This window comes from Bradyrhizobium sp. CB82 (assembly GCF_029714405.1).
Lineage (GTDB): Bacteria > Pseudomonadota > Alphaproteobacteria > Rhizobiales > Xanthobacteraceae > Bradyrhizobium.
Map to the genome: position 1 here is coordinate 6492045 of NZ_CP121650.1, position 21299 is coordinate 6513343.

Consider the following 21299-nt stretch of genomic DNA (forward strand, 5'->3'; position numbering starts at 1 on the left):
GTGTGCAGTGAGCCCGACCTGATGAGCACGCTTCTTCTCTCCCACAAGGCCTGCCTCGACCATGTCACGCCGCAGGGCCATCCCGAACGGCCGGACCGCCTGCGCGCGGTGGAGGAAGCGCTCTCGCACGAGCGCTTCCAGTTCCTGGTGCGCGACGAGGCGCCGGAGGGCGATCTCGACCTCGTCACGCTCTGCCACAATGAGCACTACGTCACGGAGCTGCGCCACATCGCGCCGAGCAGCGGCCAAGTCTATATCGACGGCGACACCTCGATGTCGCCGGGCACCTGGGAAGCTGTCATGCGCGGGGTCGGCGGCGCAGTTGCCGCGACCGAGGCCGTAATGGCGGGCGAGCACCGCAACGCCTTCGTCGCGGTGCGCCCGCCCGGACACCATGCCGAGATCGGCAAGCCGATGGGCTTCTGCTTCTTCGACAATGTCGCGATCGCCGCCCGCCACGCGCAGCGCAAATACGGCATCAAGCGCGCAGCCATCGTCGATTTCGACGTACACCACGGCAACGGCACGCAGGACATCTTCTGGTCGGATCCGACCGTGATGTACTGCTCGACCCACCAGATGCCGCTGTTTCCTGGCACGGGCGCGCGCTCCGAGCGCGGCGATCATGACACCATCGTCAATGCGCCGCTCGCCTCCGAGGATGGCGGCCCTGAATTCCGCGACGCCTTCGAGAATTTGATCCTGCCGCAGCTGACCAAGTTCAGCCCCGAGCTTCTCATCATCTCCGCGGGGTTCGACGCGCATTACCGCGATCCGCTGGCCTCCCTGAACCTGCGCGCGGAGGACTATGCCTGGGTCACACGAAAGCTGATGGACCTCGCCGACAAGAGCGCGGGCGGGCGTGTCGTTTCGGTGCTCGAGGGCGGTTATGACCTGCAAGGACTGAAAGAATCTGTTACGGCGCATGTTGGCGCCCTGATGGGCGCTTGACGAAACCCGCCACATTGCGCCCGCAAAATATTGCTTCGTAAACTAGCGAAGGGCGGGTAATCGGAAACGGATATGGCCGAAAACACCCAAATCGACGTCACCAGGCTGACCTTTGAGCGCGCGATCGAGGAACTCGAAACGATCGTGAAGCGGCTCGAGGAGGGCAAGGTGCCGTTGGAAGAATCGGTGGCGATCTATGAACGCGGCGAGGCCTTGAAGCGCCGCTGCGAGGAACTCTTGCGCCAGGCCGAGGCCCGCGTCGACAAGATCACCACGGACGCCAGCGGCCAAGCGAACGGCACCGCGCCCCTCGACGTTCAATAGCCACCCTTCCCCGATACCCACAAGCCATTCAGAATATTCAGGGAATGCGCCCGAAGGCCGCGCAGCCGGGCTGCAAATAGCTCTTGGCCTGCTCCGCGGACTGCTATAGTCCCGGGCAGAGAATGCGGACCTGCCCAACGGTCCGGACGAACATCGACGGATTTTCGTCGAACAAGCGCGTCAATCGGGGAGAGAGGCTGGGACTTCCTGTCGGGGCCCCAAGGCCGGCTTGCGGGATCATAGGGTCAGTGCGCGTTCAGAACCGCCACATCATCTATGTGCAGGGCTACGATCCGCGCGGGCTCGCGCGATATTACCGCATGTTCCGCACCGAGTTGCGCAAGTTCGACCGGCTCTACCAGCTCAAGACCACGATGGGCCGGCCGAAGGATGTGAGCGAAGGCGAGATCGCGTCCTGGAGCATCGAGACCCGCGCGGACGACTGGCAGACCCGCACCGCCTACGACTTCCTGCGCTTCGAGGATTTCATCAAGCGCGACCTCGCCCAGCCGATTCGCAAGACCGTCTTCGCGGCGCTGTGGGTCTATTGCCAGCTCGTGTTCGGCGGCACCATCACGCGCTTCGCCAAGGCGAACTGGCGATTCGCAACTTTCGTCAGCTACCCCTATCTGGTGCTGCTCGCAGAGGCGCTGTGCGCGGCCGGCGTCGCATGGCTGTTCCAGAAAGGGCTGGATGCGTTCGGCGTCCCCGATCCCTTCAGCCTACTCGCTGCCGCCGCACTGTTCGTAGCACTGCTCGGCACCACGCTGAAATACACGGAGGAGAGGACCTATGTGCTCTATCTCCTGCGCGACCACATCTGGACCTGGGAATTCGCCCATCGCCGCCAGCCGGAATGGGACCGGCGCATCGACCGCTTTGCGGAGCATCTGTGCATGGTCGCGCGCACCACGCGCGCAGAGGAGATCGTGCTGGTCGGCCACTCCTCGGGCTCATTCCTCGCCGTCGAGATCCTGGCGCGCGCGCTCAAGCTTGATCCCGCGCTCGGGCAACGCGGCGCCCGCGTTATGCTGCTCACGGTCGGCGGCAATTGTCCGGTCGTCGGCTACCACGCGGCGGCGCAGGATTTCCGCGATCGTTTGCGCGAGCTCGCGGTCGAGCCCTCGATCGAGTGGATCGACTGCCAGGCCCGCAAGGACGTGATGAACTTCTTCCAGTTCGATCCGATCGCGGGCCACGGCATCGACGTCGGCGCGGCACGCTGCAATCCCGCCGCCATCGTGCCGGTGCGCTTCCGAGAGATCATCGCACCCGAGCATTACAATGTGTTCCGCTGGCAGTTCTTCCGCGTCCATTTCCAGTTCGTGATGGCCAACGAGCGGCCACATGCCTACGACTTCTTCATGATCGTGTGCGGCCCGGTTCCCCTACGGGAACGAATGGCCATGCCGGACGCGGCGCTTGCGGTCGCGATCGGCGACGCCTCGGCCCGCGAGTTTGCCTGGCGGCGGCTGGAGCTGGAAAATTCCTGTCCCCGTGGTCAAATTCCTGCCGAGGAACTCGGCGAGATGGAACCGCCCGCCCGCAGCCGGGGTTAACCAAACCGGCCCAGGGCTTGCAGGTGCATACCCTGTCCACGGGCTAACGGGTTGGCTTTGGCGGCGGCTTTGGTGTAAAGGTGCGCGGACTATGGCTATTTGAGAGCCTTTCGTGAGCAAGTATTGCTGATGGTAAGCGCTTCAAATCGCTAATAAAATTGGCTGGGACGGGTGGTGCCGAGCTAAGTGACAGAGATCACAGAGACTGAACCGGAGCGCACTTGGGCTCACTTAAGCTTGAAGGGGGCTTCGCCCCGCGCAGGTGGCTCCGACAGTCAGGGCTCGCGCTGCGCCAATATTATGCAAACCCATCTCGCGCCGGGCGGTCGTCCGGCCCTTAAAATTGGAAATCGCCGTGAACGCATACAGCAAGACGCCGCTTCTCGACACCATCCGAACGCCGGATGACCTGCGCAAGCTCAACATCGAACAGGTCCGCCAGGTCGCCGACGAGCTGCGGCAAGAGACCATCGACGCCGTTTCCGTGACCGGCGGTCATTTCGGCGCGGGCCTCGGCGTGGTCGAACTCACCACCGCGATCCATTATATCTTCGATACGCCGCGCGACCGCCTGATCTGGGACGTCGGCCACCAAGCCTATCCGCACAAGATCCTGACCGGGCGGCGCGACCGCATCCGCACCTTGCGCACCGGCGGCGGCCTCTCCGGCTTCACCAAGCGCAGTGAGAGCGACTACGACCCGTTCGGCGCGGCGCACTCCTCGACCTCGATCTCGGCCGGCCTCGGCATGGCGGTCGCGCGCGACCTCTCCGGCGGCAAAAACAACGTGATCGCCGTGATCGGCGACGGCGCGATGTCCGCCGGCATGGCCTATGAGGCCATGAACAATGCGGGCGCGATGAACTCCCGCCTGATCGTCATCCTCAACGACAACGACATGTCGATCGCCCCGCCGGTCGGCGCGATGAGCGCGTACCTGTCGCGGCTCTACTCCGGCAAGACCTACCGCACGCTGCGCGAGGCGGCCAAGCAGATCAACAAGCGCCTGCCCAAGATCATTGCCAACCGGGCCAACCGCGTCGAGGAATACTCCCGCGGCTTCATGATGGACGGCGGCACGCTGTTCGAGGAACTCGGCTTCTATTACGTCGGCCCGATCGACGGCCACAATCTCGACCACCTGCTGCCCGTTCTGAAGAATGTGCGCGACATGGAGACCGGTCCGATCCTGGTCCATGTCGTCACCCAGAAGGGCAAGGGCTACGGCCCGGCGGAAGCCTCCGCAGACAAATACCACGCGGTCGTCAAGTTCGACGTCGCGACCGGCACGCAGGTCAAGGCCAAGCCGAATGCGCCGGCCTACCAGAACGTGTTCGGCCAGAGCCTCGTCAAGGAAGCGCAGAAGGACGACAAGATCGTCGCTATCACCGCGGCGATGCCGTCGGGCACCGGCGTCGACATCTTCAACAAGGCATTCCCCCACCGCACCTTCGACGTCGGCATTGCCGAGCAGCACGCGGTGACGTTTGCCGCCGGTCTCGCCACCGAGGGCTACAAGCCGTTCTGCGCCATCTACTCGACCTTCCTGCAACGCGGCTACGACCAGGTCGTGCATGACGTCGCAATCCAGAGCCTGCCGGTGCGCTTCGCCATCGACCGCGCCGGCCTCGTCGGAGCCGACGGCGCCACGCATGCGGGCTCGTTCGACAACGCCTATCTCGGCTGCTTGCCGAACATGGTGATCATGGCTGCGGCGGATGAAGCCGAAATGGTGCACATGGTCGCAACCCAGGTCGCAATCAACGACCGTCCCAGCGCGCTGCGCTATCCGCGCGGCGAAGGCCGCGGCGTCGAGATGCCCGAAGTCGGCATTCCCCTCGAGGTCGGCAAGGGCCGCGTCGTCCGCCAGGGCAGCAAGATCGCCCTGCTCTCCTTCGGCACCCGCCTGGCCGATTGCGAGAAGGCGGCCGACGAGCTCGCCGCTCACGGTCTCTCCACCACGATCGCGGACGCGCGCTTCATGAAGCCGCTCGACACCGACCTGGTGCTCAAGCTCGCCCGCGAGCACGAGATCCTGATCACGATCGAGGAAGGATCGGTTGGCGGCTTCGGCTCGCATGTCTCGCAGTTCCTGACCGACCAGGGCGTGCTCGACAGCGGCGCCGTGCGGTTCCGCACGATGGTGCTGCCCGACGTCTTCCTCGACCACGACACGCCGGCGGCGATGTATGCCCGGGCCGGTCTCGACGCCAAGGGCATCGTCGCCAAGGTGTTCGAGGCGCTCGGCAAGGACGTGAAGACCGAGACGGTCAAGCTCGCCTGATCGTGAGTTGACCTCTCCCGCTTGCGGGAGAGGTGAACGCGAAGCGTCGGGTGAGGGCTTTCTCCTCTTGGGGGTTCTCGCTCGCGGAGACACCCTCTCCCCAACCCGCCCCCGCAGGCGGGGGAGGGAGCGCAGTTTTTGCCGCGGTTCGCAGCTCGTCTGATTTCGAACGGTCCCCATGAAAATCTATCTGGCAGGTCCTGACGTGTTCCTGCCGGATGCGGTCGAGATCGGCCGGCGCAAGGCCGCGACTTGCGCCACGCATGGGCTCGACGGCCTGTATCCTCTCGATAACGCGATTGATCTCGCAGCGCACGATGCGTCGCGCCAGATCTTCGCCGCCAACGAAGCGATGATGGATGCAGCCGACGGCATCATCGCCAATCTCACACCGTTCCGCGGCGCCGGCGCCGATCCCGGTACCGTCTACGAGCTCGGCTACATGGCCGGCCGCGGCAAGCTGTGCCTCGCCTATTCCAACGATCCCGCCGTCTATGCCGACCGCGTCGGCCGCTTCATGGATATCACCACCGAGGATGGCCGCCTGATCGATGCGCAGGGATTGACGATCGAGGATTTTGGCCTGGTCGACAATCTCATGATGGTCCACGCGCTGGAGCTGCACGGCTGCCCGCTGGTGACGCCCGCCGAGATGCCCATCGACGTTTGGCACGATCTCGCCGCGTTCGAGACTTGCGTTCGGATGGCAGCCGCGCGACTCTTGCCTAAATAAGCGCTTCAGCCGGTTCTGGAGAGCCTGATGTCCCCTCCCCGCAAGCGCGCGGATGTTTTGCTGGTCGAACGCGGTCTGTTTGAGAGTCGGGCGCGGGCGCGCGCGGCGATCGAGGCCGGGCTCGTCACCGCCAATGACAAGCCCGTCGCAAAGCCCTCCGAGACCATCGCCGAGGATGCGGTGCTCAAGGCCGAGCCTGCGCACCCTTATGTCTCGCGCGGCGGCGTCAAGCTCGCCGGCGCGCTGGAGCGCTATCCCATCGACATCGAAGACCATATCTGCCTCGACGTCGGCGCTTCCACCGGCGGCTTCACCGAGGTGCTGCTGGCCAATGGCGCGAGCCTCGTCTTCGCGCTCGACGTCGGACGCCAGCAGCTGCACCCCTCGCTGCGCGGCCATCCCAAGATCGTCTCGATGGAGGAGACCGACATCCGCTCTTACGAAGGCAAGCGCCTGCCGGCGCGGCCCGATGTCGTCGTCATCGACGTCAGCTTCATCTCGCTGAAGACGGTGCTACCCGTGGCGCTGTCGCTTGCCGCCGCACCGATGAGCCTGCTCGCGCTGATCAAGCCGCAGTTCGAGGCCGAGCGGAAGCACAACAAGAAAGGGATTATCCGCGACGCCGCCGTGCGTCAGCAGATCTGCGACGACATCGCGGCCTTCGCCGCCTCGCTCGGCTGCACCGATATAGAGGTATTCCCCTCGCCGATCCCGGGTGGCGACGGCAACATCGAATTCTTCCTGGGCGCGCGCCGTGGTTGAGCGCCTGACGATCGATCATGTCGGCCACCGTGGCGACGGCGTCTGCCTCGGCGAGCGCGAGGCGATCTACATACCCTATACGCTCGGCGGCGAGACCGTTGAAGTCGAGCACGTCGCCGGCCATCATCCGGACCGCCGCAAGCTGCTCGCAGTGGATGTGGCAAGCCCCGAGCGCATCGCGCCGTTCTGTCCGCATTTCGGCGTCTGCGGCGGATGCGCGATCCAGCATTGGGCGGCCGCGCCGTACCAGGCCTGGAAGCGCAACATCGTGGTCGAGACGCTGGCACAGGCCGGCGTCGACTGCGAGGTGGCGCCGCTGGTCGACGCCCATGGCGCGGGCCGGCGGCGGATCACGCTGCATGGCCGGCTCGGCACGCATGAGATTCTCAAAGTTGGCTTTGCCGCGACAAGTTCGCATGACGTCATCCCGATCCATCGCTGTCCCATCCTCGATCCCGCGCTCGACGGCGCAATCGATGCTGCCTGGGCGATCGCCGAACCGCTGACGTCGAAAATGGCGGTGACGAAGCCCCTCGACATCCAGGTCACCGCGACCGGGAACGGTCTCGACGTCGACGTGCGCGGCTCCGGTCCCCTGCCGGCGGCTATGGTCGCGGCACTCTCGCACGTTGCCGAGCAACATCGCCTGGCGCGGCTGACGCGGCATGGCGAGCTGGTGCTGCAACGGCTGCCGCCGACGCTGCGCATGGGCCGCGCAGAGGTGACGCTGCCGCCGGGCTCATTCCTGCAGGCAACCGTGGCGGGCGAAGAGACGCTGGCCGCGCTGGTGAGCGAGCGCATCGGCAAGGCCAAGGAGATCGTCGATCTCTTCTGCGGCGTGGGCCCATTTGCCTTGAGACTTGCGGAGAAAGCACGCGTCACGGCCTATGACAGCGATGCCGGCGCCGTCGCGGCGCTGGCGAGGGCTGCACGCACCCCAGGCCTGAAGCCGATCATGGCCACACCGCGCGACCTGTTCCGCCGCCCCCTGGTGCCGCAGGAGCTGCGCGAGTTCGATGCCGTCGTGTTCGACCCGCCGCGCCAGGGCGCGCAGGCGCAGGCGCTGAAACTCGCCGCAAGCAAGCTGCCGGTCGTGATCGCGGTGTCCTGCAACGTCGCGACGTTCGCCCGCGATGCGCGGCTGCTCATTGATGGCGGCTACCGGCTAGAGACCGTGGTGCCGGTCGACCAGTTTCGCCACACGCCGCATGTCGAGCTGGTGGCACGGTTCAGCCGGTAACGACGAAAGCCGCGAACCCCTATGCCGAAGGCTCGAATTGCGGCTGCCAGCGCAACAGGTAGGACTGCAGCGAGCGCACGGCGACCGCCAGCAGAATGCCAACGAACATCATGACGAAGATGGCGACCATCATCTCGCTGGCATTCGCACGTGCTTCCGCTTCGATGATGAGCTTGCCGAGTCCACGTTCGGCGCCGATGAACTCGCCGACGATAACGCCGATCAGCGCAAAGGACACTGCCGGCAGGAGCGAGGCGAACACCCAGGCGAGCGCGGATGGGATCACGACGGTGCGCAGCACAGTGAATTCGCTGGCGCCGAGCAGACGGGCGGCTGAGATCTGGTCGTGGTCGACCGCGCGCGTCCCCTCGAAGGTGTTGAAGAACACCACGAAGAACACAACCAGCCAGGCGGTCGCGATCTTGGAGAGATCGCCGAGGCCGAAGATCAGGATGACGAGCGGCACAAGCGCGATGCGCGGGATGGAGTTGAGCGCCACGATGTAGGGACCGAACACGCGGGCCAGGAAATCGGAACGGCCGAGGATCAGGCCGGCCGCGATTCCACTCGCCGACCCGAACAAGAATCCCCACCAGGTGTTCTTCAGCGTGACCAGCGTAGCAAGCCACAAATTATTGTCGTTCCCCTTGATGCAGGCGGCAAAGCCGCCGGCATCGGCAAAGCAGCCAAGCCGCAGGAAGCTCTGCCAGATCAGCGACGGCTTGGCCACGAAATAGGGATCGAGGATTTTGGGCACGTAAGCTTTCGGCAGCAGCGCCTTGCTCCATTCAAAGCCCCACTGCCAGATGACGAGCACAGCTGCGAGAATGGCCAGTTGCCAGAACAGGATGACGATGCGGCTTTTGGCCATGGTCAGTCAGCCCTGGTGCGGCGAAACTCTTCGCCGAGGGAATGCCAGATGTGGGAATAGAGGCGGCCGAACTCGGCGGTCTCGCGCACGGCCACGGGATCACGCGGCCGCGGGATGGCGACGTCAAAATCCTCCTTGAGCCGCCCGGGCCGCGCCGAGAGCAGGATGATGCGGCTTGCGAGCGTCAACGCCTCGCCGAGGTCGTGCGTCACGAACAGGACGGTCTGCCGCTCGCGCTCCCAGATCTCCAGCAGCGTCTTGTGCATCTCGAGCTTGGTGTGGGTGTCGAGTGCGCCGAACGGTTCGTCCATCAGCAGGATTTCGGGCTCCAGGATCAGCGTGCGCATCAAGGCGACGCGCTGGCGCATGCCGCCGGACAGCATGCGCGGAAAGCTCGGCGCAAAACCTGTGAGTGCGGCCTTCTCGATGGCCAAAGCGACTCGCCGGGCACGCTCGGTCTTCGGCAGCCCTGCGATCTCCAGCCCATAGCCGATATTCTGCTCCACGGTGCGCCAGGGAAACAGCGTGTCGCGCTGGAAGACATAGCCGACCTTGGGGTTGACCTTGCCGGTCTCGACGCTGTCGTCGTCGATGAGGATGCGTCCGCCCGAGCGCGGCAACAGCCCCGCGACCATGTTGAGGATGGTACTCTTGCCGCAGCCGGATGGGCCGAGCAACGCGACGAATTCGCCCTGCTTCACCTCGAAGGACACGTCATCGACCGCTACGAACTCGCGGCCGGACGCGTTGAAGCGTTTGGCGAGACCTTGTACGCCGATGCGCGTGCGCGCCGCTGGCCTGTCATCCTGGTCTCTCGCGCGCGCGAGGCCCGCGCTGGGTGCGACGGCCATCATTTGTACTTCGCCCTGGCTGCCTCAAGGAAGCTCATGTCGACGACATCCTCGTACTTGGTTTCAGGAATGTCGGTGCCCTTGCGGTACCAGGGCTTGGCGCCACGCTCGAACGAGGATTTGTCGATGGCGCCGTCATAGGCCCAGGTCGACTTGTCGAAGCCCAGCTCGGCGCTGATCGCATCGGGGTCGATGCCGGAGAAGTATTTCGGCGTGACCAGTGCCTGCACGTCGACCAGCGGCGTCGCCTTCACGAACGCCATCGCGCGGTAGATCGCGTTGACGTAGGCCTGCACCATCGCCTTGTCCTGCTCGATCGTGTCCTGGAGGGTGTAGATCACGAGCACGGGCAGCGTGCCGCCGAAATCCTTCTCGAACACGCCGGGCTTGGAGGTGTCGTAGATCGTCCTGCCAAAACCCTTCTTCTCGACTTCGACAATCCAGCTCGGCGGCGCCATGATGGCGTCGAACTGCTTGGTCTGGAGCGAGGGGAACATCGTGTTCGGCCCTCCGCCGGCGACCCAGTTCACCTTATCGGCGAGACCGCGCGCCTCGAACAGGTAGGTGCCGAACACCCAGGTGCCCGAGCCGATCGCGGTGGCTGCAACGATCGGCTTGGCGCCGTCTCCTCGCTTGTAGTCAGCAAGCCTCTCGACCGAATTAATGCCGCTCTCGTAGAGGTCCTGCCGGACCATGATGTTGGCGTAGGAGCACACCATCTCGGTCGCGAGCAGTATCTTGCAGGGCTTGCCGCGCGCGCTGAGCTGGAGCGGATGGCTGGCATCCCCGTGCGCGAACAGCGCCTGCCCTGCCGCCAGCGTCTGGCGGCCGAACGTGCCGGCATTGCCGGTCACAAGCTTCGAATCGAGCCCTTCGTCCTTGAAGTAACCCTTGAGCTCCGCGATCATGCCGATGGCGTAGACCGGCGACACCGGTCCGAAGGCGAGCGAGACCTGCTTGCCCTCCGCGTGCAATCGTCCCGGCAACAGCGACGTGCCGGCCAATGCGGAGCCCGCGATCAGCACCTGGCGCCTGGTGATACTCATGTGCTCCTCCCTGTGGTCTGTTTTGATCGCGCCAAGCGTCAGGACGGCGCGACTCTGATTGTTCCAGCTTGTCGCAGCGTTTCGATCTCGTTCGGGGAAAGGCCGATCTCGCGCAGGATCTCACTCGTTTGCCCGCCGATCTGAGGCGGATCGTAGCGGTTGGGCAGGCGTCGGCCGTCCATGGAGATCGGCAACAGCGGCGTTTTTGCCTCGCCGCCGTCGGGCAGGTGTATGTCGGTCAGTCCACCCGACTGTTTGAGATGCGGGTCATCGAAGAGATCGCCGGGCTTGTTCACCGGCGCGTAGGGCAGATCGAGCTGCTCAAGGCGCGCGGCGAGATCGGCCTTGTCCCATTGCCCAAAGATCTTCGCGATTTCGGGGATCAGCCAGCTGCGGTGGTCGACGCGATCGTTGCTCGTCGCAAAGCGCGGATCTTTCAGCCAGGCTTCGCGATCGAAGGCGCGGCAGAACGCCTCCCACTGCTCCTCACCCACGATGGTGACAAACAGTTTTGAGCCGTCCTTGGTGTCGAAGAGGTCGTAGACCGGCCAGGGGCTGTCCTTGATCGAATAGGGGATCGACGGCTGGCCGCTGACCACCTCGCACATCATGGCCTGCGCCATCAGGAACACGTTGTTCTCGTACAGTGCGCTTTGGATGTAACGACCTCGGCCGGTGCGCTGCCGCTCGGCCAGCGCAGCCTGGATCGCGATCACGCCGAACATGCCGCCCATGATGTCATTGACCGAGGCGCCGGCGCGCATCGGCCTGTCGGGCAGGCCGGTCATGTAGGCGAGGCCGCCCATCATCTGCACGACCTCGTCGAGCGCGAGGCGGTTCTCGTATGGGCCTGGCAGATAACCTTTCAGCGAGCAATAGATCAGGTGTGGCGCAAACGCCGCGACGCTCTCGTAGTCGAGGCCGATGCGCTTCAACAGGCCCGGCCGGAAGTTCTCGATCAGGACGTCGCTGGTCTCAATCAGCCGCCGCGCGATGTTCAGGCCTTCCGCGGTCGACGTATCCAGCGCGATACTGCGCTTGTTGCGGCTGTAGGTGGCGAAGAAGCCTGCAGCGGGCCCCTTGAAATAGCGGGTGCGGTCGCCCTTGGGCGGCTCGACCTTGATTACGTCGGCGCCGAGATCGGCGAGGATCAGCCCGCAGCTCGGGCCCATCACCATCTGGCTGAACTCGATGACACGAACGCCAGCCAGCGGACGAAGCTCCGATGCGGTCTCGCGCATGGCCGCCGTCATGCCGCCCTCCGCAGCACCTTGGGAATGCCCGCCTCGTGCAGATGCCCCGTCAGATGTTTTGCCGGGATATGGCGGGCGAGAATCTCGCGCGTTTGCATCAGGCGATCGAGATCGATGCCGGTGCAGAGGCCCATGCGCTCCAGCATGAACACGAGATCCTCGGTGACGATGTTGCCGCGCGCACCTGGTGCAAAGGGGCAGCCGCCGAGCCCGGACACCGCCGCATCGAAACGGCGGATCCCCGCTTCGAGGCCGGCGACCGCATTGGCAAGGCCGGCGCCGAGCGTGTCGTGCAGATGCAATCGCAGCGTCATCTCCGATCCGACCTCGCGCCGTACCGCTTGCACAATCTGCCCGATCAGTTTGGGGGTGGCGTAGCCGAGGGTATCGGCAAGCCCGATCTCGTCGGCACGCGCTTCGGCGAAGGCACGCGCCACCCGGCACACGGCCGCTTCACTGACCTCGCCTTCCAGGGAGCAGCCGAAGGAGGTGGAGATCGCGCCCATCAGTTGCGGCCGCTGGTCCGTCGGCCGTGCGTCGATCGCGGCGCGGACCGCGCGAAATCCCTCGATCTGCTCTTCCACCGAGCGACGCACATTGGCGCGGTTGTGCGTCTCGCTCGCCGAGATGACGAAATAGACCGCGTTGACGCCGGCGGCGATGGCGCGCTCGGCGCCCTTCGGGTTTGGCACCAGCGCGCCGATGATCGTTGTCTTGTGCGTGAGCGCATGCGCCATCACCGCATCGACGTCGGCGAATTGCGGCACGATCTTTGGCGGCACGAAGGATCCGGCATCGATCTCGCTCACGCCGGCGTCAGCGATCGTGTCGATCAGCGCGCATTTGGCTTCGGTAGGAACGAAGATGTCGAGATTCTGCAGGCCATCGCGGGGAGCGACCTCGCAAATATGAACATCCGGCGCGCGCGCCATCGGGGCTCTCCCTGGTTGATTGTATATTATTGCATAAAAGAACAATCCATGTGACAGTCTGTCAAGCCCTAAACTTTGCGTGCACCGCAATGACCACTTTCGACAGTTCCCGACTGCGCGCCGCAGGGAAAGCCGGTTCCGAGCGTGCCGAGCACCTCGCCGGCTTAATCATGGCGCTCGCCCGGCGCGAAGGCATGAAGGCCGGCGATCGCTTGATCGAACAAAAGCTTGCGGACGCGCTGGACCTTTCACGCGCACCGATCCGGCTCGGCCTGAAGGCTTTGGAGGCGGCGGGGCTGGCGCGCGGAGAGCCGCATCGCGGATTCGTGCTGGCGAAGAATCCGACCAGCGGCGCAGCCCAGCCCGCGCTCGCGGCCGTCAAGCGCGGCGAACAGGTCTATGCGACGATTGCGGGCGACGTACTCGCGAGCCGGCTGCCGGCTGACGTCACCGAAGCGGAGTTGATGCGCCGCTATGATCTGAGCCGGGCCGAGCTGCAGCGGTTGCTCGGCCGCATCGCGGCCGAGGGCTGGATCGCGCGCCTGCCGGGCTATGGCTGGCGCTTTGCCGAGACGGTCTCCAGCCCCGAAGCACAAGCCAAGGCGATGGCTTTTCGCGCGGTGATCGAGCCGGCGGCGATCGCGCAACCCGACTTCACGCTGCCGCAGGACATGATCGCACGTTTGCGCGAGCGCCAGCTTCGCGTCCTGGAAGGCGAGCTGGAGAAGATGACGATCGGCGAAATCTATCACTCGGGCTGCGAGTTCCACGAGGAGATCATCCGCGGCGCCGGCAATCCGTTCTTCGTTGAAGCGCTCAAGCGGGTGAACTCGATCAGGCGCCTGTTCGCCTATCGCAGCTTCGCCGACCGCGACGGCATGCGCCGGCACGTGCGTGAGCATTTGCGCCTGCTCGACCTGCTGGAAGCGCGGCGCTATGCCGAGGCGGCGGAGCTGATGGCCAAGCACCTGCAACGCCCGCTGGTAGCGGGTTTGTCTTGAGGCCTGGGCCGACGTGGCCGCTGATTCTACCGCGATTGCGAGCGGTGACAAAAATGTCGCATACGCAGAAAAGATCGGCGCCCTGCTTTGGAACTGGCCAATCTGCCGGTCCCAGCTCGTGCGGAATCCGTTAATGTCCGCAATTGTTACATGTTCTTTTTGATGCGGAACGCCTCAAGTGATCATTGAAATCGCTTGCTATGTAATTTGCATCGTCGCGATGCGGACTATCTCGAAGACCTACAAGCGACGGCGAGACGTACTTTATGGCCCGTATATAACCCCGGCCGATTAATTGCCGGGCGGGGAAGTCGGTTTGGTCGTCAGCTTCCCGAATTTCAGCTTCCCGAATTAGAGGCGAAACGTCCCGCCAACGTGAACGGCAGCGCTCGTCGATGGCAAATGCGATTGCCATCAAAAAGAATGCACCTGCCACCTGAATTGGCAGATAGGCAAATCCGCGCACGAGCGACTACTCTGGCAAAAAATACCGCCGGAGCATTGCCATGTCGGCTCAGATTATTCAGTTCAGCAAATATCAGAGATCCCGTGAACTCGCCCGGATGCACAGCGACATCGATAGGAGCCTGACTAAGCTGGGCGAAATGGCCGCCCAGGTGTTCAACGCTTTACGAGACGATTCAATCGCTGGCCCCTCTCGAGTGAGCGCTCGACAACAGACACATCCCGTTGAACCAAGGCACGACCGCCTGCCGCTTCCGTCATCCGACCTCCAGCGCGACCTTGGTCCGTACGCAAGCGGGATGCGATGGCTCATTGGACAAGACGACAATTCCTGATCGTCCGGGAATGGGATCGCTGGATCACGAGGCAACGATTGCCGCGCTATCGAACCACGCGCAAAACAACTCTCGAATTTTTCCTCGAACTTCAAAGTGCCAAGTCGCCCCTCCTGGATTTCAATCCGCGCGGACGCGACAAATGGGCGATCGTACATCGTTGGTTGGTAATTGCGGGGCGGGTGCCCGACGGTAGGCCGCGCTCAAAATAGGTCGGGGGCGGCTGAGGTCGATGCCGCAGCGCGATAAGGCCGCCACCTATCGCGCTAGCCGCTTGATCGTCTTCACGGCGTGGCCCGGGCCATGCCATCCCAGAAACTTCAACTCCTTTTTTTCCAGCGCATCGGTCGCACGGAAGAACTGCTCCAGTTCCTCGACGGCACGGATGGGCAGACGCCGGACATCCTGGAGATCGGTTTCCAGCGGCGAACGGTCGGGCACGGCGAAGAGGCGATCGTTGCGCTCCACCTTTCCATTGCTTTTTTGTGAGACCTCGACGACTCCGATCGGCCGGCAGCGCAGCACCACACCGGGATGCGTCTGCGAATCGTGGATCACCAGGACGTCGAGCGGATCGCCGTCCTCGGCCTTGGTCGAGGGGATGAAGCCCCAATCATAGGGATGGGTCAGGCCAGCCATCAATGGCTTGGCGAGCGTGAAGACCTTCAGCTTGGGATCGAATTCCAGCTTGCAACTGCTGCCACGCGGTGTTTCGACGACCGCATGGACGTGTTCCTTGTCGGCCCAGGTCGGCAGCTTGGTAAGGTTCGTCATCAATGCAACTCCGGAAGGTGTCGAGGGACAAACCTCGCGCGAACAAGGCGGTTCCTGTCCAGCGCACGATAAGGTCTGCACTGATGTTGAACCTGCCGCACGCCGGATTGAGCCACGTAAAGGACCCGTGGATTCCGAGAGCTTTTCGCGAGGAAATGGCCGCACCGCGGTTCGGCAACGCGCGATTGATGGCAAATGCCCCCGACACGAAACGCGCGTCCTTGCAGCCGCTTTGCATGAGCATGTGGTGGCATTTCCTGGCCCAGGCCACCGCTTCGGCCTCCAGGCTAGCGCGCTTGGCCTGAAATATTCCTTCGTCAACCAGTTGGTCGAAGTGGCCGCGCTGAGGCCCAGTTTGCCAGAGCACTCGGACCTGGCGAGCGGCGTCCCGACGTCGTGATGCGATTTGGAGCGGACCGGATTTTCAGAAGTCGCTGCGGCGTGCGCCCGAACAGGTGATGCGCGGACGATGGCACAAATACCGTTCCGCGTGCTCCGGCGCTGATCCACCATCCGGGAGTTGACGAGTTCGCGCCGTCGGGAGCATATGCGCTGGACGGGGAACACGGAAAAGAACGCGAGCGCCCCGCGAGCTTGACCATGACAGCGCAGACTAACATCGAGCGCGATCCATTCCTCCGCCCACTGGTCACCGCGTTCGCCGAGGTGCCGGGCATCGAGGCCATCGTGCTCGGTGGCTCGCGCGCACGAGGAACGTCGCACGAAAACTCCGACTACGACATCGGGCTGTATTTCTCGGACAACGACAAGCTCGACACGGATGGTCTGCAACGAGCCGCGCGACAGCTCGCCGACGATCCCGAGGCGACGACAATCACCTCCATCGGCGAATGGGGGCCGTGGATCGTCGGCGGAGGCTGGCTGACGATCGAGGGGCAGAAGGTCGACCTGCTCTACCGGAACATCGATGCGGTCCGGCGTACGATGGAGGCCTGCCGGGCGGGACTGGTCAGCATGGACTATCAGCCCGGGCATCCGCACGGGTTCTGCTCGGCGATCTGGATGGGCGAGATCGCCTGTTGTCAGGCTCTGCGCGACGAGCGCGCGGTAATCGCGGAGCTGAAGTCGATCGCACTGCCCTATCCGAAGCTGCTGCGCGACGCGTTGATCCGGCGCTTTCGGTGGGAAATCCTGTTCAGCATCGAGAATGCCGAGCTTGCCGCGCTGCGTGAGGATCAGATCCATGTCGCGGGCTGTGCCTACCGCGCCCTCACCTGCGTCGCGCAGGTCCTTTTCGCGCTGAACGGGGAATATCTCATCAACGAGAAGGCGGCCTTGCAGCAGGCCGCGGAGTTTCCATTGACGATTCCGGACCTGATGGAGCAGACGTCGGCGATCTGGCGACGGATCGGAAACCACGCGTTCGGGGCGGCGCTTTCAAACCTGCGCACGATCGAGCGGGAGCTGGCGACGCTCGAGGCGAGTTGACGGTGCCAGAGCGGAGGGACAAAGTTGCTGCCGACGCGGACTTCGAAACAGGCAGATTGCAATGACGTCAGAGCGACCGGACGACCTCGTCAGCTACGAGCTCAGCGGCAACGGCGCCCGAGAGCGGACCGGTTCTCCGCCTACCTGCCCCAGCGGTCCTGCCAGATCTTTTCCCCGATCAGGCAGCTGACGCGCGGCTCCTTGTCGACGACGTGCACGACCTTGCGCTCGGGCGCGCGGCCGGCGACTTCCATCAGGAGTTTGGTGCGGATCGCTTCCTTGAACTTCTCGCGGTCCTTGATTGCGATCACGAAGGAGCCGGGACCGCCGATCACGCAGTCCTCGTAGTAGTAGTCGAGATTGTCGATATCCATGGTCGAATAGGACGGCTCCTTGACCATGATCGGCAGGCCGTTGATGACGATGCCCTTCTCCAGCGCCATATCGCGCGACACCGTCACCGGGCCGCCATTGTTGTTGGGACCGTCGCCGGAAATGTCGATGACGCGGCGCAGGCCCTTATAGGGATCCTCGTCGAACAGCGGCATCGCGAAGTTGATCGCGCCGGAGATCGAGGTGCGCGAGGCGCGCCGGATCGGCGTCTTCAGGATTTCGGTCGAGACCGCATCCGCCGTCTCGGGCCCGTCGATCAGGCGCCAGGGAATGATGATCTTCTGATCGCTGGAAGCCGCCCATTCGAAATAGGTCACCGCGATCCGCCCGTTCGGGCCGGCCTTGAGCGCTTGAAGGAATTCCCTGGAGACGATCGCCTGGGCGTAGCCTTCGCGCTGGATCGCGAGTTCGTCCATATCCATGGAGTAGGAGACGTCCACGGCGAGGATCAGCTCGACATCGACCGTCTGCGCGTCCTTGTCCGCCGCCTGCTGCCGATATTCGGCTCCCGGTGCCGCGATGCTCGCAACGTCGCCTCCGGCAAGCACGCCGGCCACCAGCACAGCCCCGATCGAGATCAGCAAGCGCATCGCGCCCTCCCGTCGTATGACGCGATGGTGACATGCAAATGCATTTCCGCAAAGCGCGAAGATCGACCTAGCTTCACATTCGAGTTAGGGGACACGCTGTTGCGCAAAGCTGCCGCAGCTCCGCCATGGTCGCGCCGCTTCGCGCCCGCGCTTCATAGTCATTCCGGGGCGTTGCGCAGCACCGAACCCACAGTGACCAACCATCCCCACCCTATTGTGCCACTCGATTTCCATGCTAGTTTCGTCACAGAGATGGGGATGGAGTCCCCCGATAACCGCCCGGCGATATCAGATTGTATGGGCTGATGACTCCTGCTTGAGGTGAGGCATTTTGGAAAGCCTTGCCTTCGGCGGGAGCATGGACAACCCGCCGGTGGCGGGTTTTTTGTTGCCTGAATGCGAAGGGCGAGACGTGACGACGACGCCAAATCCATCCGTGACCACGGTCCCCAGGGGCGTCTGGGTGCTCGGCTTCGTCTCGATGCTGATGGACGTCTCCTCCGAGATGATCCACGCGCTGCTGCCGGTCTATCTGGTCACGGTGCTCGGCACCTCCACCATGACGGTCGGCATCATCGAGGGCATTGCGGAGGCGACCGCCTCGATCACGAAGATCTTCTCGGGCGCGCTGTCGGACTGGCTCGGCCGGCGCAAGCTGCTCGCAGCGCTCGGCTACGGGCTCGCCGCATGCACCAAACCGCTGTTTCCGCTCGCCCCCAGCGCCGGATGGCTGGTCGCGGCGCGCTTCATCGACCGCGTCGGCAAGGGTATCCGCGGCGCGCCGCGCGATGCGCTTATCGCCGACATTGCGCCGGCGCAATTGCGCGGTGCGAGTTTTGGCCTGCGCCAGTCGCTCGATACGATCGGCGCCTTCGTCGGGCCGCTCGCAGCGATCGGCCTGATGTGGTGGACGGCGGACGATTTTACAGCCGTGTTCTGGGTCGCAGTGCTGCCGGCGTTCCTCTCCTTTGCCCTGATAGCGTTCGTCGTCAGCGAACCCGAACATGACGGGGCTCTCGAGCCGTCGCGAAACCCGCTTAATACCGCCGCGATGCGACAGCTCGGCACGTCCTATTGGCGCGTCGTGGCGGTCGGCATCGTCTTCACGCTGGCACGCTTCAGCGAGGCGTTTCTGATCCTGCGGGCGCAGAACATCGGGCTGAACGCGATGTGGGTGCCGGCGGTGATGGTGTTGATGAACATCGTCTATGCGCTCTCGGCCTATCCGGCCGGCGCCTTGTCCGACCGCATCAACCGCACCGGGCTTCTCGCGCTCGGGCTCGTTTTCCTCGCTGGAGCCGATCTGGCGCTTGCGTTGCTGCCGAGCCTTGCGGGCCTCGCGCTCGGCGTCGTGCTATGGGGCCTGCATATGGGACTGACGCAAGGGTTGTTCGCGGCGCTGGTCGCCGATACCGCGCCGCCACACTTGCGCGGCACCGCATTCGGCTACTTCAATCTTTTCACAGGGCTTGCGACGCTCGCGGCCAGCATCATCGCGGGCGCGCTGTGGGACGCCTATGGGCCGGCCGGCACATTCCTTGCGGGCCTGGGCTTCGCGCTGGTCTCGCTCGCGGGACTGTTTGCAATCGGCAAGGGCTTCGCGAAACCAGTGGGGCAATGATGGGACAGGTGGGGAGTCATTCGACGTGGTAAGCGGTATACTTGCAATCGCAATCGGCAGCGTGCTCGGCGGCTGCGCGCGCTATTTCCTCTCCGGCGCGATCGCGCGGCGCTTCGGCGAAACGTTTCCCTGGGGCACCATGACCATCAATGTCACCGGCGCATTCCTGATCGGCATTTTCGGTGCGCTGGCAACGCATCCGGGCTCGATCTTCGCCGCCCCGACGCCATGGCTGTTCGCGGTGACGGGCTTCCTCGGCTGCTACACCACCGTGTCCTCGTTCAGCCTCCAGACGCTGACGCTGGCGCGCAACGGCGAACAACTCCATGCGCTCGGCAACATCGTCTTCTCGGTAGGCCTGTGCCTCACCGCCGTGACGTGTGGCTTCCTGCTTGCGGACAGGCTCGGAGGCTAGAGGCGATGACCACCGTCACCTCCAGTGCCCGCTGGCGCAGCGCCCTGCTTTACGCCTGGGTCGCTGCCGGCAGCATCATCGGCGGGATGACGCGCTGGCTCGTCGGCCTTTTGCTCGACACCGGCCCCGGCTTTCCCTGGGCGACGCTGTTCATCAACGCCACGGGATCCCTCATCATCGGCTTCTATGCGACGCTCACCGGCCCCGACGGCCGCCTGCTGGCGCGACCCGAGCGCCGGCAGTTCGTCATGACCGGCTTTTGCGGCGGCTACACCACCTTCTCGACCTTTAGCCTGGAGACCTTCCGCCTGTTCCACGGCGGCATGAAATATACCGCGTTGTCTTATATCGCCACCTCCCTCATCTGCTGGCTGGTGTCGGTGTGGCTCGGTCATATGATGGCGAGCCGCTACAACCGCTTGAAAAGGAGCTGATCATGCAAATTCCCCGTCAGGCAGTCCTGCTCCGCATCTTCATCGGCGAGAACGACCATTTCGACGGCAAGCCGCTCTATGAAGCGATCGTGATCAGCGCGCGCGAACGGCACATTGCCGGCGCCACCGTGCTGCGCGGGCCGATGGGTTTTGGCAAATCGAGCCGGCTGCACACCTCGAAAATCCTGCGGCTGTCGGAGGATCTGCCGCTGGTGATCGAGATCGTCGACAGCGAGGACAACATCAACGCATTCCTGCCCATCCTGGATGGCATGATGTCGAGCGGGCTGATCACCTTGGAGAAGGTGCAGGTCCTGCAATATGGTGAGAAGACCGCGTCTTAAGCGCCGCGGTTGGAACCTCTCGCGCTTTTCGGAGGCGGAATGAACGACACCGTCACCAAGCCGAAAACCAGGACCAAGACCAAAGTCGAGCGTCCGCGGCTGCACAAGGTCATCCTGCTCAATGACGACTACACGCCGCGCGAGTTCGTCACCCTGGTGCTGAAGGCCGAATTCCGCATGACCGCGGATCAGGCCTACAAGGTCATGATCACCGCGCACAAGCTGGGCGCCTGCGTCGTCGCCGTCTTCACCAAGGACGTCGCCGAGACCAAGGCGACGCGCGCCACAGACGCCGGCCGCGCCAAGGGCTATCCGCTGCTGTTCACCACCGAGCCCGAGGAATAGAACGCGCCAGTCGGCCGCGCGCATTTGCGCCAATTTTAGCGATCGGCGCTACCACAGGTTTAGTCTCCTGTATCACCACCGTGCGACCATGCTGCTGATATGGATCACCTTGACGATCCTGAGGCTTGGATTGAAGCAGTCGTATATTCACAGCGACCGCAGCTAGGCGCACCGCCCGTCGAAGCGGAGCGGCCCGTAAATCTCGAGCTCACAGCCTGGCGGCCGAGTGCCAGAAAAACGCCAAGATAAAACAAGCTGGGAAATTCCGCTCTGTCGCGGACGGATGAAGGACGGCAACACCACTTGCCTCCCACTTAAATATGTAGC

General features: G+C 64.0%; 21 protein-coding genes, 1 pseudogene and 1 riboswitch. Of the genes and pseudogenes, 15 read left to right on the plus strand and 7 right to left on the minus strand.

Translation table 11 applies throughout. The features are described 5' to 3' along the window. Positions 1-21 precede the first annotated feature (21 nt). From QA640_RS31490 to QA640_RS31520, 7 genes are all read left to right on the plus strand, one after another. Positions 22-951 carry a histone deacetylase family protein gene (locus tag QA640_RS31490; RefSeq protein ID WP_283036725.1) on the plus strand — a complete coding sequence of 310 codons (930 nt, stop codon included), beginning with the start codon at positions 22-24 and terminating at the stop codon, positions 949-951. A 72-nt stretch (positions 952-1023) separates the two neighbouring features. Continuing rightward, on the plus strand, positions 1024-1275 hold the full coding sequence (locus tag QA640_RS31495; protein ID WP_283036726.1) for an exodeoxyribonuclease VII small subunit: 252 nt from the start codon (positions 1024-1026) through the stop codon (positions 1273-1275). A 248-nt stretch (positions 1276-1523) separates the two neighbouring features. Further along, a complete protein-coding gene (locus QA640_RS31500) occupies positions 1524-2834 on the plus strand; it encodes a hypothetical protein (protein WP_283036727.1) in 1311 nt (436 codons plus the stop codon). Between the two features lie 355 nt (positions 2835-3189). Next, positions 3190-5118, plus strand: a complete 1929-nt coding sequence (gene dxs / locus QA640_RS31505; RefSeq protein ID WP_283036728.1) for a 1-deoxy-D-xylulose-5-phosphate synthase — start codon at positions 3190-3192, stop codon at positions 5116-5118. A gap of 178 nt (positions 5119-5296) precedes the next feature. After that, a complete protein-coding gene (locus QA640_RS31510; protein WP_283036729.1) occupies positions 5297-5851 on the plus strand; it encodes a nucleoside 2-deoxyribosyltransferase in 555 nt (184 codons plus the stop codon). Positions 5852-5878: 27 nt separating this feature from the next. Beyond that, on the plus strand, positions 5879-6613 hold the full coding sequence (locus QA640_RS31515) for a TlyA family RNA methyltransferase (protein WP_283036730.1): 735 nt from the start codon (positions 5879-5881) through the stop codon (positions 6611-6613). Then, positions 6606-7853 carry a methyltransferase gene (locus tag QA640_RS31520; protein WP_283036731.1) on the plus strand — a complete coding sequence of 416 codons (1248 nt, stop codon included), beginning with the start codon at positions 6606-6608 and terminating at the stop codon, positions 7851-7853. Before QA640_RS31515 ends, QA640_RS31520 begins: the two co-directional genes overlap by 8 nt. 19 nt (positions 7854-7872) lie before the next feature. On the opposite strand, the gene QA640_RS31525 is transcribed toward QA640_RS31520, so the two are convergent. Genes QA640_RS31525 through QA640_RS31545 form a run of 5 tightly spaced genes read right to left on the minus strand, consistent with a single transcriptional unit; the run spans position 7873 to position 12806 of the window. Beyond that, on the minus strand, positions 7873-8724 hold the full coding sequence (locus QA640_RS31525) for an ABC transporter permease (RefSeq protein ID WP_283036732.1): 852 nt from the start codon (positions 8722-8724) through the stop codon (positions 7873-7875). A 2-nt stretch (positions 8725-8726) separates the two neighbouring features. Beyond that, positions 8727-9575 (minus strand): ABC transporter ATP-binding protein, encoded by an 849-nt coding sequence (locus tag QA640_RS31530; protein WP_283042946.1) that lies wholly within the window; start codon positions 9573-9575, stop codon positions 8727-8729. After that, positions 9575-10621, minus strand: a complete 1047-nt coding sequence (locus QA640_RS31535) for an ABC transporter substrate-binding protein (RefSeq protein WP_283036733.1) — start codon at positions 10619-10621, stop codon at positions 9575-9577. The genes QA640_RS31530 and QA640_RS31535 overlap by 1 nt, the downstream gene beginning before the upstream one ends. Positions 10622-10659: 38 nt before the next feature. Then, a complete protein-coding gene (locus tag QA640_RS31540) occupies positions 10660-11874 on the minus strand; it encodes a CaiB/BaiF CoA-transferase family protein (protein ID WP_283036734.1) in 1215 nt (404 codons plus the stop codon). Then, the gene (locus QA640_RS31545) at positions 11871-12806 is read right to left on the minus strand and encodes a hydroxymethylglutaryl-CoA lyase (protein ID WP_283036735.1); all 936 of its coding nucleotides are present in this window, start codon (positions 12804-12806) and stop codon (positions 11871-11873) included. The genes QA640_RS31540 and QA640_RS31545 overlap by 4 nt, the downstream gene beginning before the upstream one ends. 89 nt (positions 12807-12895) lie before the next feature. Here QA640_RS31545 and QA640_RS31550 point away from each other — a divergent pair, with 89 nt between their 5' ends. Then, on the plus strand, positions 12896-13807 hold the full coding sequence (locus QA640_RS31550; protein WP_283036736.1) for a GntR family transcriptional regulator: 912 nt from the start codon (positions 12896-12898) through the stop codon (positions 13805-13807). 1058 nt (positions 13808-14865) lie between these two features. Here the strand turns inward: QA640_RS31550 and QA640_RS31555 are convergent. After that, entirely contained in the window at positions 14866-15381 is a 516-nt protein-coding gene (locus tag QA640_RS31555) for an inorganic diphosphatase (RefSeq protein WP_283036737.1), read from the minus strand. 271 nt (positions 15382-15652) lie between these two features. Between QA640_RS31555 and QA640_RS31560 the strand changes: the two are divergent. Together QA640_RS31560 and QA640_RS31565 are read left to right on the plus strand one after the other, a co-directional pair. Further along, positions 15653-15905: pseudogene (locus QA640_RS31560) on the plus strand (hypothetical protein); the annotation flags it as partial. Between the two features lie 76 nt (positions 15906-15981). Then, entirely contained in the window at positions 15982-16830 is an 849-nt protein-coding gene (locus QA640_RS31565) for a nucleotidyltransferase domain-containing protein (RefSeq protein ID WP_283036738.1), read from the plus strand. Between the two features lie 140 nt (positions 16831-16970). Here QA640_RS31565 and QA640_RS31570 read toward each other — a convergent pair whose 3' ends face one another. Next, complete coding sequence (locus tag QA640_RS31570; protein WP_283036739.1) at positions 16971-17813, minus strand: DUF1194 domain-containing protein; 843 nt, start codon at positions 17811-17813, stop codon at positions 16971-16973. Between the two features lie 245 nt (positions 17814-18058). Further along, positions 18059-18135, plus strand: a riboswitch (Fluoride riboswitch). A 36-nt stretch (positions 18136-18171) separates the two neighbouring features. Between QA640_RS31570 and QA640_RS31575 the strand changes: the two genes are divergently transcribed. From QA640_RS31575 to clpS, 5 genes are read left to right on the plus strand one after another with little or no spacing between them, the layout of a single operon-like run. Continuing rightward, positions 18172-19434, plus strand: a complete 1263-nt coding sequence (locus QA640_RS31575) for an MFS transporter (RefSeq protein WP_283036740.1) — start codon at positions 18172-18174, stop codon at positions 19432-19434. Between the two features lie 25 nt (positions 19435-19459). Then, positions 19460-19849, plus strand: coding sequence for a fluoride efflux transporter CrcB (gene crcB, locus QA640_RS31580; protein WP_283036741.1), 390 nt, complete (start codon positions 19460-19462; stop codon positions 19847-19849). 5 nt (positions 19850-19854) lie between these two features. Then, a complete protein-coding gene (gene crcB, locus QA640_RS31585; RefSeq protein WP_283036742.1) occupies positions 19855-20283 on the plus strand; it encodes a fluoride efflux transporter CrcB in 429 nt (142 codons plus the stop codon). Positions 20284-20285: 2 nt separating this feature from the next. After that, positions 20286-20627: a DUF190 domain-containing protein gene (locus QA640_RS31590; protein ID WP_283036743.1), complete on the plus strand. Its 342-nt coding sequence runs from the start codon at positions 20286-20288 to the stop codon at positions 20625-20627. A gap of 39 nt (positions 20628-20666) precedes the next feature. Next, on the plus strand, positions 20667-20972 hold the full coding sequence (gene clpS / locus QA640_RS31595; protein ID WP_283036744.1) for an ATP-dependent Clp protease adapter ClpS: 306 nt from the start codon (positions 20667-20669) through the stop codon (positions 20970-20972). The last annotated feature ends 327 nt before the right edge of the window (positions 20973-21299 follow it).

Excerpts from the sequence above, each read along its gene's own strand:
- QA640_RS31490 (WP_283036725.1), top strand. The coding sequence starts at position 22 with ATGAGCACGCTTCTTCTCTCCCACAAGGCCTGCCTCGACCATGTCACG.
- QA640_RS31495 (WP_283036726.1), top strand. The coding sequence starts at position 1,024 with ATGGCCGAAAACACCCAAATCGACGTCACCAGGCTGACCTTTGAGCGC.
- QA640_RS31510 (WP_283036729.1), top strand. The coding sequence starts at position 5,297 with ATGAAAATCTATCTGGCAGGTCCTGACGTGTTCCTGCCGGATGCGGTC.
- QA640_RS31515 (WP_283036730.1), top strand. The coding sequence starts at position 5,879 with ATGTCCCCTCCCCGCAAGCGCGCGGATGTTTTGCTGGTCGAACGCGGT.
- QA640_RS31525 (WP_283036732.1), bottom strand. The coding sequence starts at position 8,724 with ATGGCCAAAAGCCGCATCGTCATCCTGTTCTGGCAACTGGCCATTCTC.
- QA640_RS31530 (WP_283042946.1), bottom strand. The coding sequence starts at position 9,575 with ATGGCCGTCGCACCCAGCGCGGGCCTCGCGCGCGCGAGAGACCAGGAT.
- QA640_RS31535 (WP_283036733.1), bottom strand. The coding sequence starts at position 10,621 with ATGAGTATCACCAGGCGCCAGGTGCTGATCGCGGGCTCCGCATTGGCC.
- QA640_RS31540 (WP_283036734.1), bottom strand. The coding sequence starts at position 11,874 with ATGACGGCGGCCATGCGCGAGACCGCATCGGAGCTTCGTCCGCTGGCT.
- QA640_RS31545 (WP_283036735.1), bottom strand. The coding sequence starts at position 12,806 with ATGGCGCGCGCGCCGGATGTTCATATTTGCGAGGTCGCTCCCCGCGAT.
- QA640_RS31550 (WP_283036736.1), top strand. The coding sequence starts at position 12,896 with ATGACCACTTTCGACAGTTCCCGACTGCGCGCCGCAGGGAAAGCCGGT.
- QA640_RS31555 (WP_283036737.1), bottom strand. The coding sequence starts at position 15,381 with ATGACGAACCTTACCAAGCTGCCGACCTGGGCCGACAAGGAACACGTC.
- QA640_RS31565 (WP_283036738.1), top strand. The coding sequence starts at position 15,982 with ATGACAGCGCAGACTAACATCGAGCGCGATCCATTCCTCCGCCCACTG.
- QA640_RS31570 (WP_283036739.1), bottom strand. The coding sequence starts at position 17,813 with ATGCGCTTGCTGATCTCGATCGGGGCTGTGCTGGTGGCCGGCGTGCTT.
- QA640_RS31575 (WP_283036740.1), top strand. The coding sequence starts at position 18,172 with ATGGACAACCCGCCGGTGGCGGGTTTTTTGTTGCCTGAATGCGAAGGG.
- crcB (WP_283036742.1), top strand. The coding sequence starts at position 19,855 with ATGACCACCGTCACCTCCAGTGCCCGCTGGCGCAGCGCCCTGCTTTAC.
- QA640_RS31590 (WP_283036743.1), top strand. The coding sequence starts at position 20,286 with ATGCAAATTCCCCGTCAGGCAGTCCTGCTCCGCATCTTCATCGGCGAG.
- clpS (WP_283036744.1), top strand. The coding sequence starts at position 20,667 with ATGAACGACACCGTCACCAAGCCGAAAACCAGGACCAAGACCAAAGTC.